General features: G+C 69.8%; 6 protein-coding genes. 2 read left to right on the forward strand and 4 right to left on the reverse strand.

The annotated features are described in order from the left end of the window. Position 1: 1 nt before the first annotated feature. Together VLK31_RS26780 and VLK31_RS26785 are read left to right on the forward strand one after the other, a co-directional pair. Positions 2-3274: a non-ribosomal peptide synthetase gene (locus VLK31_RS26780; protein ID WP_409171510.1), complete on the forward strand. Its 3273-nt coding sequence runs from the start codon at positions 2-4 to the stop codon at positions 3272-3274. Between the two features lie 23 nt (positions 3275-3297). Next, entirely contained in the window at positions 3298-10665 is a 7368-nt protein-coding gene (locus tag VLK31_RS26785) for an amino acid adenylation domain-containing protein (RefSeq protein WP_409171511.1), read from the forward strand. 103 nt (positions 10666-10768) lie between these two features. Here the strand turns inward: VLK31_RS26785 and VLK31_RS26790 are convergent, their stop codons facing one another. The 4 genes from VLK31_RS26790 to fhuF form a co-directional block, all read right to left on the reverse strand. Further along, positions 10769-13066 carry a TonB-dependent siderophore receptor gene (locus tag VLK31_RS26790; protein WP_409171512.1) on the reverse strand — a complete coding sequence of 766 codons (2298 nt, stop codon included), beginning with the start codon at positions 13064-13066 and terminating at the stop codon, positions 10769-10771. Between the two features lie 246 nt (positions 13067-13312). Then, positions 13313-14614: a lysine N(6)-hydroxylase/L-ornithine N(5)-oxygenase family protein gene (locus VLK31_RS26795; RefSeq protein ID WP_409171513.1), complete on the reverse strand. Its 1302-nt coding sequence runs from the start codon at positions 14612-14614 to the stop codon at positions 13313-13315. A 90-nt stretch (positions 14615-14704) separates the two neighbouring features. Next, complete coding sequence (locus VLK31_RS26800) at positions 14705-15541, reverse strand: formyltransferase family protein (RefSeq protein WP_409171514.1); 837 nt, start codon at positions 15539-15541, stop codon at positions 14705-14707. Between the two features lie 63 nt (positions 15542-15604). Further along, positions 15605-16423: a siderophore-iron reductase FhuF gene (gene fhuF, locus VLK31_RS26805; RefSeq protein ID WP_409171515.1), complete on the reverse strand. Its 819-nt coding sequence runs from the start codon at positions 16421-16423 to the stop codon at positions 15605-15607. Positions 16424-16487: the final 64 nt, after the last annotated feature.

Consider the following 16487-nt stretch of genomic DNA (forward strand, 5'->3'; position numbering starts at 1 on the left):
CATGGCTGCCATGCTCCAAGACACCACCGGCGCCACCTTGGCCCTCAGCCCCGAGCAGCGGGCCGTCGCGGCCATGCTGCCGGGTGAAACATCACCCGGCAGCTCCACGCTGGTGCTGCTCGCCGGAATCGAAGGTGCGCTGCACGCGCCGCGCTTGCAAGCCGCCGTGCAGGCCGTGTTGCAGGCGCATGGCGCCTTGCGTTGCGCGGTGCTGCAGGTGCCCGGCTTTCGCGGCCTGCGGCAGCGCACGCTGGACGCGATGCCGCCGCTGCGCTGGCAGGCGCTGGACCTTCGCGAAAGCATCGACAGCACGGCCGTATTCGCCGACTGGTTCGGCGCCTTCGCCAACGCGCCGCTGGACATGGCCGATGGCGTGGCAGTGCGCGCCGGGCTGGTTCGGCTGGGTGAGACGAGCCACAAGCTCGCGCTGGCGGTGAGCGCGTTGGCGGCGGATGCCGGCAGCATGCACACCCTGTTCGAACAGATCGCCGCCGCCTATGCCGGCGGACCGGCCCCCGACGAAGAAGAGACCTTTCAGTACGCGCAGTTCGTGGAATGGCGGCAGGACCTGGACGGCGGCGACGAAGCGGCGCAAGGCCGCGCGTACTGGCGCGGTCATATGGGGGATGCCGCCGCGCTGTCGGCGCCGCGCCTGGCCATGCGGGGCGAGGGTGCATCCGCATCGCCCGCACCTGTGCCTGCACCCGAGCGTTTTTTTCGCACGCAGCCCATCGACGGCGACCTGGCCGCCCGGCTGCGCGTTGCCGCCGCCGCCGCGAGCATCCCGGTGGAAACGCTGTTGCAGGCTGCGTGGTGGTCGCTCATTGCGCGGCTGAACGGACACCGGCCTTTCGCGGGTGGTTGGCAGCACGACTGCCGCCGCGACTACGAGGTCATGCAAGGGTCGGTCGGTGTGTTCGAGAAGGTGTTGCCGGTGCGTGTCGACCTGGCACCGCACACCCCGTTCGCGGACTGGGCGATGCGCCTGGGCAAGATGCTCGGCGCGCATGCAGATGCACAGGAGTACTGGGCCGTGGACGCACCGCAGACCGCGGCGCATCCTGCCGTGGGCTTCGTGGTCAGCGGACACGCGCACCTGCAAGCGGGCACGGGCACGGGCACGTCATGGCACGTGGAAGAGGCGCCGGGCCCGATGCGCTGCTTCGAGCTGGCGCTGCAGGTGAAGCTCAGCGGCGACGCGTTGGCCCTGGCGCTGCACGCGGACGCGTTGCGCTACACGCCGCGCGCGGTCGAGCGCCTGTTGCTGCAGCTCGCCACGCTGCTCGGTGGCGCGGCGGCACGGCCCAGCGCGACGGTGTCCGGCCTGCCCGTGGTGGGGGCGCAAGAGCGCGCGATGCTGCTGGCGGCCCAGGGCACGGCCGTCGATTTCGGCGACCGCACGCTGGCGGCGCATGTCGCCCGCTGGGCGCAAACCACGCCGGATGCGCCCGCGCTCGAAGCCGGTGAGCTGCGCATGAGCTACCGCGCGTTCGATGCGCGCATCAACCGCGTGGCGCACTGGTTGAAGGCACGCGGCGTCGCAGCCGGCGGCAGGGTGGCGCTTGCGCTGCCGCGTTCGGCCGACCTGTTGGTCGCGATGCTGGCCGCCTGGCGCGTGGGTGCGAGCTACCTGCCGCTCGACCCCGATTGGCCCGCGGCGCGCCGCCACGCCGTGCTGGCCGACGCCGCGCCTTCGCTGGTGCTGCAGGCCGTGCCGCCCGACAGCGAGCTCGGCAACTTCCCCGACAGCCCGCCGGGCCATGCGGCGTCGATGGAAGACCTGGCCTATGTGCTCTACACCTCGGGGTCCACCGGTACGCCCAAGGGCGTGGTGATCGCGCAGGGGAACCTGCTCAACTACGTGGCTGCGGCATCGGCGGCAATGGACCTTGCGCGGTGTCGCCGCTGGGGGCTGACCAGCTCGGTGGTGGCCGACCTGGGCAACACCGCGCTGTTCGGCGCCTTCTTCAACGGCGCATGCCTGGTGGTGGCCGGCGACGCCGACGTGAAGGACGCACGGGCCTTTGCCGGCTTCATGCGCGAGCGCCGCATCGACGCGCTCAAGATGGTGCCGTCCCACCTCGAGGCGCTGCTCGAGGACGACGCGCCCGTGCTGCCGCGCACGCTGGTGCTGGGCGGCGAGGCCACGCCGCGCGCGCTGGTCGAGCGGCTGGCGCGGCTGGCGCCGGAATGCGCCGTGTACAACCACTACGGACCCACCGAGACCACGGTGGGCGTGATGGTGCACCGCGTGTCGGCCGCCGATGCCGCGTCGCCGGTGCTGCCGCTGTCGCGCGTGCTGGCCAACAACCGCGTGCACGTGCTCGACGAGGCGTTGCAGCTGGTGCCCAGCGGCGGGCTGGGCGCGGTGTACGTGGGCGGTGCGCAGCTGTGCCGCGGCTATCTGAACCGGGACGACCTGAACCGCAGCGACCTGAACCGTGACGGGGAGGGCGCCTTCGTGCAAGACCCGTTCCGCCCGGGTGAACGGCTCTACCGCACCGGCGACCTGGCGCACGTGCTGCCCGAAGGGGGCATCCGCCTGGCCGGGCGCGGGGACCACCAGGTCAAGATTCGCGGCTTTCGTGTCGAGCCGGCGGAGGTGGAGGCCGCGCTGCTGGCGCAACCCGGCGTGCGACAGGCCGTGGTGCTGGCACCGTCCGGCCCCGGCGGCGACGCGACCTTGTCGGCCTTTGTCGTGCCCGGCCCTGAGCTCGCCCCGGCATCCGCGCGCACCGCGCTCGCGGCGCAGCTTGCAGCGCTGCTGCCCGCGCACATGCTGCCCTCGGGCTATACCTTCGTGGAAGCGTTTGTGCGCCTGCCCAACGGCAAGATCGACCGGCTCGCGCTGTCGGCGCTGGCCGTGCATGACGCTCGGCCGCCGCAGGCCACCGCGCCGCGCGACGCGCTGGAGTTCGTGCTGGCCGAAGCCATGGCCCGCCTGCTGCAGCGTGAGGCCATCGGCGTGGAGGAGGACTTCTTCGAACTCGGCGGCCACTCGCTGCTGGTGATCAAGCTGGTTGCGCGGCTGCGCAAGCTGCTGCAGATCGAGGTGGCGCCGGGCCTGGTGTTCGACCACGCCAGCGTGGCCGAGCTGGCCGCGGCGCTGCGCGCCGGCGAGGCGAACGGCGACGTGCACGGCGACGTGCAAGGCAACGCCCGCGGCAAGGCAAATGACCTGGCGCGCATGGAAGAACTCGCGCAGGCGCACCGGCAGGCCGGCCTGTTGCACACGACGTCTGCAATGCCCTCGCAAACCACCCAGGGCGCATGACGCGCCCGCCGCACGGAACATCGATGAACAGCAGCACCCACGCAGCACGGCGCGTCCCCGCAGATTCAGCCTGGCTCGACGACGACGAAGAAGAAGACCCCATCGTGCGCCGGGTTCCCGAGGGTCAGGAAGCGCCCCTTTCCTGCGCGCAGGAGCAGCTCTGGTTCCTGCAGAGCCTGGAGCCGGGGCTGACGGCTTACAACCTGCCGCGCATGTTCCGGCTGCGCGGTGCGGTGGACGCCGCCGCGCTGGAGCGCGCCTTCCGCGCGGTGATCGAGCGCCACGCCATCCTGCGCACCCGCTTCTTCGAGCGCGACGGCGTGCCGGTGCAGGTGGTGCAGCCGCGGGTGGCTTTTTCGCTGGAGCGCATCGACCTCTGCGCGCTGACAAACGACGCGCGGCAAGCGAGCGTCGACGAGATTCTTCGGCGCACCGCCCTGCACGTGTTCGACCTGGGCGCGGCGCCCGCGCTGGTGGCGCGGCTGGTCACGCTGGGGCCCGGCCAGCATGTGCTGGCCGTTTGCCTGCACCACATCGTGTCGGACGCCTGGTCGAACCCGATCCTGGCGAAGGACCTGGCCGAGGCCTACGAGCGCGCCTCGCGCACCGGCGCCGACGTGCATCTGCCCGCGCTGCCGGTGCAATACGCCGACTACGCCGTGTGGCAACGCGACCGCGTGCAGGGCGACGAAATGGCGCGCCAGCTCGCGCACTGGAACCGTCACCTGGGCGACGAGGTCCCGCCGCTGGACCTGCCCGTGGACGGCGTGCGCGGGCCGCGCCAGACCTTCAACGGCGCCACGCTGGGCTTCGCGCTCGACACGCCGCTGAGCGTTGCGCTGCAGAAGTTCTGCCGCGCCGAGAAGTGCACGCCCTTCATGATCCTGCTGGCCACCTGGCAGATGCTGCTGGGCTGGTACAGCGGGCAGACCGACTTTGCGATCGGCACGCCCAATGCCGGACGCCATCGCGACGAGGTGCGCGACCTGCTGGGCTTCTTCATCACCACGCAGGTGTTCAGGGCGCGCCTTGGCCCGCAGCTGAGCCTGCGGCAGATCTGCCGGCAGGTGCGCGCCGACGCGCTGTCCGCGCTGCAGCATGCGGACCTGCCGTTCGAGGTGCTGCTGGCCAGCCGCAAAGTGCAGCGCGATGCCGCGCGCCCGCCGCTGTTCCAGGTGATGTTCGGCGTGCAGATGGTGGATGCCGCCGTTGCGCTGAGCTTCGGCGATGCGCACGCCGAGCTGATCGAGGCCGATCACATCGGCGCGAAGTTCGATCTGTCGCTGGACTTCCAGATCGATGCGCAGGGCGCCCATGCCCAGCTCGAATACAACACCGACCTGTTCTCGCAGCCCACGGCACGGCGCCTGGCCGACAGCTACGTGTGCTTGCTGGAGACCCTCACGGCCGACCCGGACCGGCTGTTTGCCGACATCGACCTGTTCGACGAGGCCGAGCGCGCCGCCCTTCGCAGCCAGGGCGTCAACACGCCGCGGCAGGCCGACCGTGCGCCGCTCGAACAGCCGGTGCACCGGCTGTTCGAGCAGCATGCGCGGGCGCAGCCGGAAGCCGCGGCGCTGGTCTTCGGCGACCACACGCGCAGCTACGCGCAACTCAACGCCGAGGCCAATCGCCTGGCACATCGGCTCGTGGCGCTGGGCGTCACGGCGGAGTCGCGTGTGGGCGTTTCGGTGGAGCGATCTCCTGACATGATCGTGGGCATCCTCGCGATCCTGAAGGCAGGCGGCGCCTACGTGCCGCTCGACCCCGACTACCCCGCCGAGCGGCTCGCCTACATGATCGGCGACAGCGGCGTTGCGCTGGTGCTCACGCAGTCGCCAATTGCCGCGCGCTTTGCCGCAGTGGCCTCGCTCACGCTGCTGCAGCTCGACACGCTGGACCTTGCCGCCGAGCCCGTGCACGACCCGCGACGCGCGCTGCACGGCGACAGCCTGGCCTACCTGATCTACACCTCGGGTTCCACCGGCCGTGCGAAGGGTGTCGGCATCGGCCACGGGGCGCTGGCCGCGCACGTGCAGGAGACCGTTCGCTACGGCGCATTGACGCCAGCCGACCGTGTGCTGCAGTTCGCCACGCCCAATTTCGACAGCTTCATCGAGCAGGTCTTTGCGCCGCTGGCCGCCGGCGCGGCCATCGTGCTGCGCGGCACGGCGCTGTGGGACAGCGAAACCTTCTACCGCGAGTTGCTCGCGCGGCGCATCACCGTGGCCGACCTCACCACGCCGTACTGGCTGTTGCTGGCACAAGACTTCGCGCGCCACGGCCCGCGGCCCTGCGGCGTGCTGCGGCAAGTGCATGTGGGCGGCGAGGCGATGTCGGGCGAGGGGCTGCATGCATGGCGCCAGGCGGGGCTGGGCCATGTGGCGGTCATCAATGCGTACGGCCCGACCGAAGCGGTCGTCACGGCCTCGACGCTCGACTGCACGCCGTACCTGCATGCGCAGGCGTCGCTGCCGCGTCAGATGCCCATCGGCCGTGCATTGGCCGGTCGCGCGCTGCGCGTGGTGGGCCCCGACCTGTCGCTGGTGCGGCAGGGCGCGGCGGGCGAGCTCTGCATCGGCGGCGATCTGCTGGCGCGCGGCTACCTGGGACGCCCGGGCCTGAGCGCCGAGAAGTTCGTGGCGGATCCGTTCGGTGGCGAAGGCGCACGCCTCTACCGCACCGGCGACCTGGTTCGCTGGAACAACGACGGACAGCTGGAGTACCTCGGCCGCATCGACCACCAGGTGAAGGTGCGGGGCTTTCGCATCGAGCTGGGCGAGGTCGAGGCGCAGTTGCTGCGGCAACCCGAAGTGCGCGAAGCGGTGGTCGTGGCCGGCGAGGGGCCCGCGGGTGCGCGGCTCGTCGGCTATGTCTCGCTGCAGACCGGGTGCGCAATGGAGCCGGCCGCGCTGCGCGCGCGGCTCGCGGCAGCCTTGCCCGAGCACATGGTGCCCGCGGCGCTGGTGGTGCTGCAGGCGCTGCCGCTGAACCCCAACGGCAAGCTGGACCGCAAGGCCTTGCCCTCGCCGGAGTTCACCGCAGGCAGTGCCTATGAGCCGCCGCAGGGCGAAGCGGAGGCGTTGCTGGCGCAGGTGTGGGCGCAGGTGCTCGGCGTGGCGCGCGTGGGCCGCAACGACAACTTCTTCGAGCTGGGCGGCGACTCGATCCTGAGCCTGCAGATCGTCGCGAGGCTGCGCACGGCGGGCCGCGTGGTCACGCCGAGGCAACTGCTCGAGCGGCAGACGGTGGCTGCGCTGGCGGCTGTGGCGGTGGGCGAGAAAGCGCCAGGCGACGGCGGTGAAACGGGCGACGCACTGTCCCCTTCGTCCGCGGCGCTGCCGCTCATGGCTGAGATTGCGCCGATCACGCCGATTCCACCCCACTTGCGGCTGGGCGCACTGGCGCTCTCGCACGCCCAGGCGCGCCAGTGGTTCCTGTGGCAGCTGGACCCGTCCAGCACCGTCTATCACGTGGCCGGCGGCCTGAGGCTGGAGGGTGAGCTGGCCGTCGAGGTGCTGCGCGAAAGCTTTCGCTGCCTGGTGCAGCGCCACGAGTCGCTGCGCACGGTGTTCCGTGCGCGCGAAGACGGCCTGGCCGACCAGGTGGTGCTGCCGTCGGCCGCCTTCGAGGTGCCGCTCGCCGACCTGGGCGCCTTGGCCCCCGCTGCGCGCGAGGACGAGACGCGCGCGCTGGTGCGGCGGGCCCACAAGACACCGTTCGATCTCGCCAGCGGCCCGTTGCTGCGCGTCGAGCTGATCCGGCTCGCGCCGCGTTCGCATGTGCTGGTGCTGGTGATGCACCACATCGTGTCCGACGGCTGGTCGGTGCAGGTCATCGTGGACGAATTCGTGGCGCTCTACCGCGCCGGTGTCCAGGGGCGGGCGAACCCGCTGCCGCCTCTGGCCGTGCAGTACGCCGACTACGCCGTGTGGCAGCGCGACTGGCTCCAGGCCGGCGAGAGCGCGCGGCAGCTGGCCTATTGGCAGCATGAACTGGGGGGCGAGCAACCGGTGCTGCGCCTGCCCACCGACCACCCCCGGCCGGCGCGTGCGCACTACGTGGGCGCGCACCACGGCTTCACTTTGCCGACCGCGCTGGCACAGCGCCTGCAACGCCAGGCGCATGCCCAGGGCGGCACGCGCTTCATGGCCTTGCTGGCCTGTTTCCAGGTGCTGCTGCACCGGTACACGGGCCAGCCCGACATCCGCGTCGGCCTGCCGGTGGCCAACCGCCACCGCCCGGGCACCGAAGGCATGGTGGGCTTCTTCGTGAACACGCAGGTGCTGCGCGGGCGCATCGACGCCCGCCAGACATTGCAGGAGGTGTTTCTGCAGACGCGCGAGACGGCGCTGGGCGCCCAGATGCACCAGGACCTGCCTTTCGAGCAACTGGTGGACGCGCTGCAGCCCGAGCGGGATGCCAGCCGCACGCCGCTGTTCCAGGTGATGGTGAACCACCAGCGCAGCCGCATGCAGGCACTGGCCGACTTACCCGGCCTCACGCTGCACGACCAGGCGCTGGCCGAGCGCACCGTGCAGTTCGAGCTGACGCTCGAACTGCTGGAAGACGAGCGCGGCGGCGTCAACGTGACGCTGACCTACGCCCGCGAGCTGTTCGAGCCGTCCACCATGCAGCGCATGGCGGCGCACTACCAGTTACTGCTGCAGTCGCTGGCCGATGCGCCGAACCTTCGCGTGGGGGACATCGAGCTGTTCGACGCGCTGGACATGCCGGACATGCAGCCCGCGCAACACGCGCAACACGCGCAACACGCGCAGTCCGCGCAGTCTTCGCAGAGGGAGGACCAGGACATGCAAGGCCCGGCGCTGGCCCATCGACGCTTCGAACTGCAGGCGGCGCAGCACCCGGACGCCGTGGCGCTGATCGACGGCGAGCGTCTGCTGAGCTACCGCGAACTCGACGTGCAGGCCAACCGCCTGGCGCATGCGCTGGTGCGGCGCGGCATCGGGCCGGAGGTGAGGGTGGGCATTGCGATGCCGCGCGGCGCCGACATGTTCATCGGCCTGCTGGCCATCCTGAAAGCGGGCGGTGCGTATGTGCCGCTCGACCCCGACTACCCGCCCGACAGGCTGGCCCACATGGTGCAGGACAGCGGCATCGCCGTCGTGCTGACGCACAGCGTGGTGCAGGCGCGCGTGCCGCAGGGGCCGGGCATCGTGTCGCTCGCGGTCGACCGCCTGGACACCCGGGCCGAGCCCGGGCATGGCCCTGCCGTGCGCCTGCACGCGCAGAACGTGGCGTACGTGATCTACACCTCGGGGTCCACGGGGCGCGCCAAGGGCGTGGCCGTGGCGCACTGGCCGCTTGCGATGCACATGCAGGCCGTCGCCGGCGTGTACGGCCTGGCGCGCACCGACCGGCTGCTGCAGTTCGCGTCGATCAACTTCGACGCGGCCGGCGAGCAGTGGTTGCTGCCGCTGAGCGTGGGCGCGTCGATCGTGCTGCCGCCGCCCGGCAAGCCGTCGCCGGGCGATCTGCTCGCGCTGGCGCGCCGCACCCAGGTGAACGTGCTGTATTTCGCGCCGGCCTACATGCGCCATCTGGCGCAGGCGGCATTGGCCGAAGGCCGGTCCGGCGGGCTGGTCGGCGTGAGGATGTGCATTGCCGGCGGCGAAGCCTGGGCGAACCACGATTTTTGCGCCACCGCCGAGGCCTTTGCGCCGCAGCGCCTGTTCAATGCCTACGGGCCGACCGAATGCGTGGTCACGCCCTGCGTGTGGAGCGCATATGCCCAGGAGCGGGGCGAGTGGAACTACGCGCCGATCGGGCGCGTGGTGGGCGAGCGCCATGCGGTGGTGCTCGGCCCCGACATGGAGCGGGTGCCGCGGGGCGCGGTCGGCGAGTTGTACCTTGGCGGCAACGGACTGGCGCGCGGCTACCTGGGGCGCGGCGGGCTGAGCGCCGAGCGCTTCGTTGCGGACCCGTTCGACGACCGGGGCGGGCGGCTCTATCGCACGGGCGACCTGGTGCGCTGGAACCACGACGGCCAACTCGAGTTTCTGGGGCGCATCGACCACCAGGTGAAGATCCGCGGGTTTCGCATCGAACTGGGCGAGGTCGAGGCGCTGCTGCTGGCGCAGCCCGAGGTGCGCGAGGCCGTGGTGGTGGCCGACGAGGGCCCAGCGGGGGCGCGGCTGGTGGGCTATGTCTCGCTGCAACCGGGCCAGTCGCTTGCGCCAACGGCGCTGCGTGCGCGGCTGGGCGAGGCGTTGCCCGAGTACATGGTGCCTTCGGCGATGGTGGTGCTCGAAGCGCTGCCCCTGAACCCGAACGGCAAGGTGGAGCGCAAGGCGCTGCCCGCGCCGGCCTTTGCGATCGACACGGCCTGGGAGGCGCCGCGCGGCGCGCGCGAGGAAGCGCTGGCGGCCGTCTGGGCCGAGGTGCTGGACGTGCCGCGGGTCGGTCGCCACGACAACTTCTTCGAGCTCGGCGGCGATTCGCTGGTGGCGCTCAAGCTGCTCGCGCGGATCCAGCGGATGCAGGATCCGCGGATGAAGTTTTCGTTGCAGGATCTGCTGCAGAAGCCGACGCTGGCGCGGCTCACGGCTTCGAGTGACACCGGGCGTACGCGCGAGGCGGTCGAACGCCTGAACGAGGCCGTCCCGCCGCCCGGCGCCGTGCCCTTGTTCTGCATTGCGCCCGGCCTGCGCAACGCGTTCGACTACCAGCCGCTCGCGCGCCACCTCGACGGCAGCCGCGCGGTCTACGGCGTGAGCTACAGCGGCCTGCCCTTGCCCGAGTCGGTCGAGCAGATGGCCGAGCGCTATGCCGAACGCATTCGCGCTGCGCATCCCGCCGGCCCGGTGGCGCTGCTCGGCTGGTCGCTGGGCACGGTCATGGCTGTGCACGTGGCGCATGTGCTCGAGCGCCAAGGCGTTGCGGTGCGCTTCGTGGGCCTGGTGGACAGCTTCGTGATGGACGAGAGTTTCGACGCGGGTGATTGGTACGAAGAGCTGCGGCAGTTTGTTGCCGACCTGGCCTACGAGAGCGCGGGCAAGGCACGGGTCGATGCGTTGCTCGATCGCCTCGAGTCGATCCGCAACGCTTCGGACGCAGTGGTCGACCAGGCCGTGGGCGAGATTTTGACGACGCTCGGCATCGACATGGGCGAGGTCGACGTCGGCGAGCGCATCGCGATGTCGCGCCGTTTCAATGCGGCCACCGCGGCAATGCCCGCGCTGCCGGTGCTGCAGGCGGAGGCGCACGTCTGGTGGAGCAAGGGGCGCACCGCGCAAGACCGCGTGCAACTGCTGCACGAACTGCACGGACGTGCACGCGTGGGCGCGGACGTCGATACGAACCACCAGGGAATCGTGCGCGACGCCGGGCTGTTCGATGCGGTGCGCGAGGCACTCGCGGCAGGCTGAAAACGGGCCGGCAAACGATTCGGCCCCCGGCGCAAAAAGGCGGCGGGGGCCGAGGGGTCGTGTGACAGCGATGAGGAGGCGGCGCGCCTGGCGCCGCGCGGGATCAGAACTTGTAGCGTGCCGTCATGGTCACCGCGCGTTCGTTGCCGCGGTAGCACTCGCCGTGATAGCAGATGGAGAAGTACTTCTTGTTGAACAGGTTGGTGACGTTGAGTGCGAGGCGCCACGGGCCTGTTTCGTAGTGCACGGCCGCGTCCGCGACGGTCACGCCGCGTTCGTAGGAGGTGTTGTGCTCGTCGTTCTGGCGCTTGCCGACATAGCGCACGCCGCCGCCGAAGCCCAGGCCGTTGCCCAGGGTGTAGTCCAGCCAGACCGAGGCGGACTGCTTGGGCACCAGCGGCGGGATCTTGCCGAGTTCGTCCGGGTCGGCGCTGTTGAGCACCTTCATGTCCAGCCAGGTGTAGGAGGCCGCAATGTTCAGGCCGGGGGCGAGTTCGCCCTTGGCCTCCAGTTCCAGGCCGCGCGAGCGCTGCTTGCCGATCTGGCGGCCTTCGAAAGTGACCGGGTCGTACGTCACCACGTTGGTCTTGCGCAGGTCGAACACCGCCGCGGTGAACGAGGTGCGCGTGCCTTCGGGCTGGTACTTCAGGCCCACTTCCACCTGCTTGCCGCGGCTGGGCTTGAAGGGTTCGTTGTTGCCGTCCAGGCCGCTGTTGGGCAGGAAGGATTCGGTGTAGCTCAGGTAGGGAGCCCAGCCGTTGCCCACCAGGTAGGTCAGGCCGGCGCGTCCGCTGAAGGCGTCGTCCCGGTTCTTGGTGTAGCTGGTGTTCAGGGTGTCGTTGGTGATCGAGGTCACGCGGTCCTGGCGCCCGCCCAGCGTGACGACCCACTTGTCGTCGATCTTGATCTGGTCCTGCGCATAGATGCCGATCTGGCGCGTCGTTTGCCGGTAGTTCTGCGTCGCCTCGGTGGGCGGGGTCACCAGCTGGTTGTAGACCGGCGCGTACAGATCCAGGTCGGGCGCGGCGCCGCGGAACTGGCGCGACTTGCCCTTTAGCTCGTTCCAGTCGACGCCGAACAGCAGCGTGTGTTCCGTGATGCCCGCGCGCACCTTGCCCTGCACGTTGGTGTCGAGCACGCTTTGCTTGAGCGGGTCGTTCCAGGTGCGCGCGATGCGGTAGATGGTGCGCTCGTCCTCGGCGACCGAGTCGGCCCAGACCACGCGCCGGTCGAGCGCGATGGTGGTGTAGCGAAAGCTCTGGCGCAGCGTCCACTCCGGGGCGAGCTTGGTCTCGAAGCGGTAGCCCAGCGAGGCCTGTTCCTGCTTGATGCCGCTGAAGCTCGGGTCGCCCATCTTCACGTTGGTGAAGCGGCCGTTGGCGTTGATGTAGTACGGGTCTTCGCCCGAGCGGTTCTTGAGGAATTCGCCGAACACGGTGAGGGAGGTGTCGGCGTTGGGTTGCCAGCGCACCGATGGCGCCAGATACGCGCGCGTGCGGTTGAGCTTCTGGCCGTCGGAATAGCGGTCCTGGTCGTTGCTGTCGAGCGAAACGCCCACCAGCCGGTAGCTCAGGTCGGTGTTGCCGATGCGGTCGCCAAGGTCGAAGGCCAGTTGCTTGCGCTGGAAGCTGCCGTACTGCACCTCGATCTCGCGGATCGGCTCCCCGGTGGGCTGCTTGCTCACGCGGTTGATGATGCCGCCGGCGTCGCCGCGTCCGAACACCATCGACGACGGGCCGCGCAGCACTTCGACGCGTTCGAGCGCGTAGGGCTCGGTGATGTAGTAGTTGACGCTGAACGGCGTCTGCGCGAGGCCGTCGCGGTAGCTGCTGTTGTAGGTGTTGAAGCCGCGCAGCAGGATGTCTTCCCAGCCGCGGTTGTCGGGGCCGTACATGCTGGTGGTCACGCCGGGCGTGTAGCGGATCGCGTCCATGATGTCCTGGGCGCCGCGCGCTTCCATTTCATCGCGCCCGATGATGGAGATCGACTGTGGCACTTCGAGCACGGGCGTGTCGGTCTTGGTGGCGGTGACGCTGCGGCGGGCGACATAGCCGGTCACAGGGCCGGTGGGCGATTCGTCGGCGTTGGCCACCACCTGCACCGCGGGCAGGGTGCTTTGCGAGCCGGGAATGTCCGCGGCGCGGCGAACCGCGAAGCCGCCGTTGCCGGTGCGCGTGGCTTCCAGCGTGGTGCCCGCGAGCATCTGGCGCAGAGCCTGGTCGAGCGTCAGCTTGCCTTGCACGGCGCGCGAACTGGTGCCGGCGACCACATCGCCGGCGGCGAACACCTGCACGCCGGTCTGGCGCGAGAACTCGTTGAGCGCGGCACCAAGGGCCTGCGACGGCACCTTCACGTCGAACACCTGCGCCACGGCCTGGCCGGAAGCCTGTGCGAAAGCCACGGGGGCGCAGAGGGTGAGAACCGAACCGAACGCCGCGGCAAGCGCGGCACTCAGCAGATGTTGACGAGGCAGGGGACGCATAAAAGGGCAACTCCAGTTTTTTGAATTTCGACGCATTCACATTCGGGTGCGGCCACCGGCCCGACTTCGGGGCTTTGGCGCATCTATGAGTAAGACGTTCGAACTCATAAAACAGAGACACCTCCCGTCGCAATTTTTTTGTCAGCGCGCACGCGCCGCGAAATTTCAGGTCTGGATGGCCTCTGCCTCCCGCCGCGGGTGCGGCGCGGCACCGGCCGCTGTGGCCAGCAGTGCACTGCCGATTTCGCCGGTTCTGACCGAGGTGACCGACAACAGGGTGTCGCTCAGGCCGTGCGAATCCTCGCAGGCGCCCTGCAGGTAGATGGCCGGATGAAAGTCCGGCGTGGCCTGCAGGCGGTACTGGCGGTCGACCGTGTAGTCGCCCAGGTAGCCCGCCAGCGGCGCGAGCAGGGCCTTGTGCTGATCCCGCGCGTAGCCGGTGGCGAGCACCACGGCGTCGTAGCGCACTGTGTGCTCGCGCTGGACGTTCTGGTCCCACAGCGTGAGGTGCACCCCCTGGGCGTCGGCCACGACGTTGCGGATGTCATGCTGGCGCAGAAAGCGCAGTCGGTTGCCGCCGGTCACGCGCTGTTGGTAGAAGGCCTTGTAGATCTGCTGGATCAGCTCCAGGTCGGCCACCGCGTAGTTGGTGTGCCAGAACTCGTCGAGCAGCGCGGCGCGCTCCGCCTCGGAGCGGCTGAAGGTGTAGTCGGTGAACTCGGCGTTGAAGATCTCGTTGACGAAGGGGCTGTCGTCTGCCGGTCGGATCGAGCGTGCGCGCGTGATCAGGTCGACCTGCGGCGCGCCGGGGCGGCCCTGCAGGTCCATGAAGATCTCGGCCGCGCTCTGCCCCGCGCCCACCACGGCAACGCGCCGGGCCTCGGCGTGCTTCGCCATGTTCTGCAGGTAGCTGCTCGAATGGAACACGCGCGGGTCGTTGCGCAGCGTGCGAAAGCCATCGGGAATATTGGCCGTGCCGCCAATGCCGACCACGAGGTTGCGCGTCAGGCGTTCGATGAGCTTGCCCGCGTGGTTGCGCGAGCGCACGCGCAGCAGCGTCACCTCGCCGCCCGCATCGTGCGGCAGCACCTCGACCACTTCCTCGCCATAGGCGCAGGCATCTTCGAACTGCTCGGCCGCCCAGGAGAGGTAGTCGTTGAATTCGTGGCGGCTGGGAAAGAAGCTCTTCAGGTTGGCGAAGGCGGTCAGCCGGCCTTTTTGGTGCAGGTAGTTGACGAAGGTGAAGCGGCTGGTCGGGTTGCGCAGCGTGGCCAGGTCCTTCAGAAAGGAGATCTGCATGTGCGCATGGTCCAGCAGCATGTGCGGATGCCAGGCGAAGCTCAGCTGCTTCTCGATGAACAGCGCGTCGAGCGGCCGGCTGGCATGGCGCTTTTCCTCGAGTGCGATGGCCAGGGCGATGTTGGACGGGCCGAACCCGATCCCGACCAGATCATGGACGTGTGGCATGAAAATCAACTCCTGTGATGGGGGCGGCGCGCCGTGTGCGGCGGCCTGCCCTGGGCCGTGTGTAAGAAGACGCTCGGCGGCGCCGGATGTTCACGCGTCCACGGTCTCGGCCAGCAGGGCCAGGCCCTGATGAAGCGCCGGGAACAGGCTGCGATTGAAATTGTTCCAGCGCAGCTCGAGGATGGTGTCCTCGGGATCGATGTCTGTGCCCAGCACGTCGAAGATGACTTCGCCGGAGTCGATGCCGGTGTCCACATAGTGCAATGACGCGCCGGTCTTGCGCACCGGCTCGACCGAGACCGTTTCGCGCGTGTGCCAGTCGACCACCCGCTGGCCCCGCGCGCCGTGCAGCGCATCCAGCGTGGCCCAGGCGCCGCGGCGCTCGAAGGGCGACCCCAGCCGCGTGATGCCCGGGTGGATGTTCACGATCCTGCGAAAGAACGGGCTTTGCGGCCGCGCCAACTGATCGAGGATCACCAGCAGCCCGTCGAGCACGACGATGTCGGCGCGCAGTGCGTGCAGGCGATCGAGCAGGCGCTGCTCGAACTCCTTTTTGCCGGCGGCGCGTTCGGCGGTGGCCTCCAGCGGCAGCCGGCGGTAGGTCGACGGCACGTTGTGAAAGATGTCGTTGACGCGGCGGCCCTGCGCCTGGAGCTCGCCGGGAAAGATGCACTGGCGCGACGGCGCAAAGCCGAACCCGTAGTCCTGCAGGGCCTTGCGGTCGCGCGGGGAGCCTTCGTCGTCGTCGAACAGCACCGCCTCGAGCGCGTAGGCGTCGCCCAGCGGCGTGCTGTCCAGGGCTTGCGCCAGCGACTCCAGCGGGGACTTCATGTAGCGCTGCTGGCCCCTGTAGTCGATGTGCTGGCCGGCCTTGTCGGCCGCCGCATTCCTCAGGGACATGATGTAGACGAGTTTTGCCTTGGGCATGGAGATGGGGAGCTGGGCTCGGTGGGTGGTTGGAAGAAAAAACGAGAAGGCGCAGTGCTGCGTTCAGCGGTGCTTTGGCGACAGCGGGCAGACGCCGCAGTAGCCCTCGCCGGGCAGGAGGTGAAGCAGGCAGCACTGGCGATGCAGCTTCACGGCCTGGTCTCGGCCCTGGAAGCGCACGCGAATCTCGCGCTGCGGGCCGGGCAGGGGGTTGGCCCAAACCATTTCGACTGCTTCAAATGCATCGGCTGCATCGGCTGCATCGGCTCCATTGGCTTCATTGGACGAAGGACTGCCGGCCCCCCACGCCGGGTTGTGCAGCAGTTGCTGGCGGTCGTTCGCGATGGGCGCCGCTCCACCGGTCAGCGCCAGGGCCTGGTCCAGCACCGGCTCCAGGTTGCGCGCGGCATTGCCCCACAGGATCTTGGTGGCGATGCCCGTCAGGTGTCGCAGCGCCGAGAAGAGCGGCTCCAGGTGCTCGCGCAGCAGCGCCGAATAGCGTGCCTGGGTGCTTGCGCCCCGCTGCGGCCGGCCCAGCTCGCGGATGTGAAAGCTCAACGGGTGGGCGTGCGCGTCGAGCCGCACCCAGACCTGATCGGCGGCCATCGGGAACACGTGCTGCAGCACGCTGGCGGCGGCTGCGGTGGGTGGCAGCAGCGTGCCGAGGTAGCGCAGGCTCCAGGCCGACGCCACCGCGCGCAAGTCGGCGCCCGCTACGCCCAGGTGCGCCGCATGCTGGCGCAGCACACGGCCCAGCAGGTCGGGCGAGCGCACCAGGTCGGCCACGCGCAGCGCGCCCGCGGGTGGGTGCGGCGCGCATTGCAGCGCCTCGCCGTGTGGCGCCAGATCACCCCGGAACAGCGGTTCCAGCAGCGCGATCATGGCGCGGTCGTGGTGCGGTGTTTTGCAGGGTGCATACAGCTAGGACGGATGGACCGCCCCGGTG

The sequence above is a fragment of the Variovorax sp. H27-G14 genome, assembly GCF_046156345.1.
Classification (GTDB): Bacteria; Pseudomonadota; Gammaproteobacteria; order Burkholderiales; family Burkholderiaceae_C; genus Variovorax.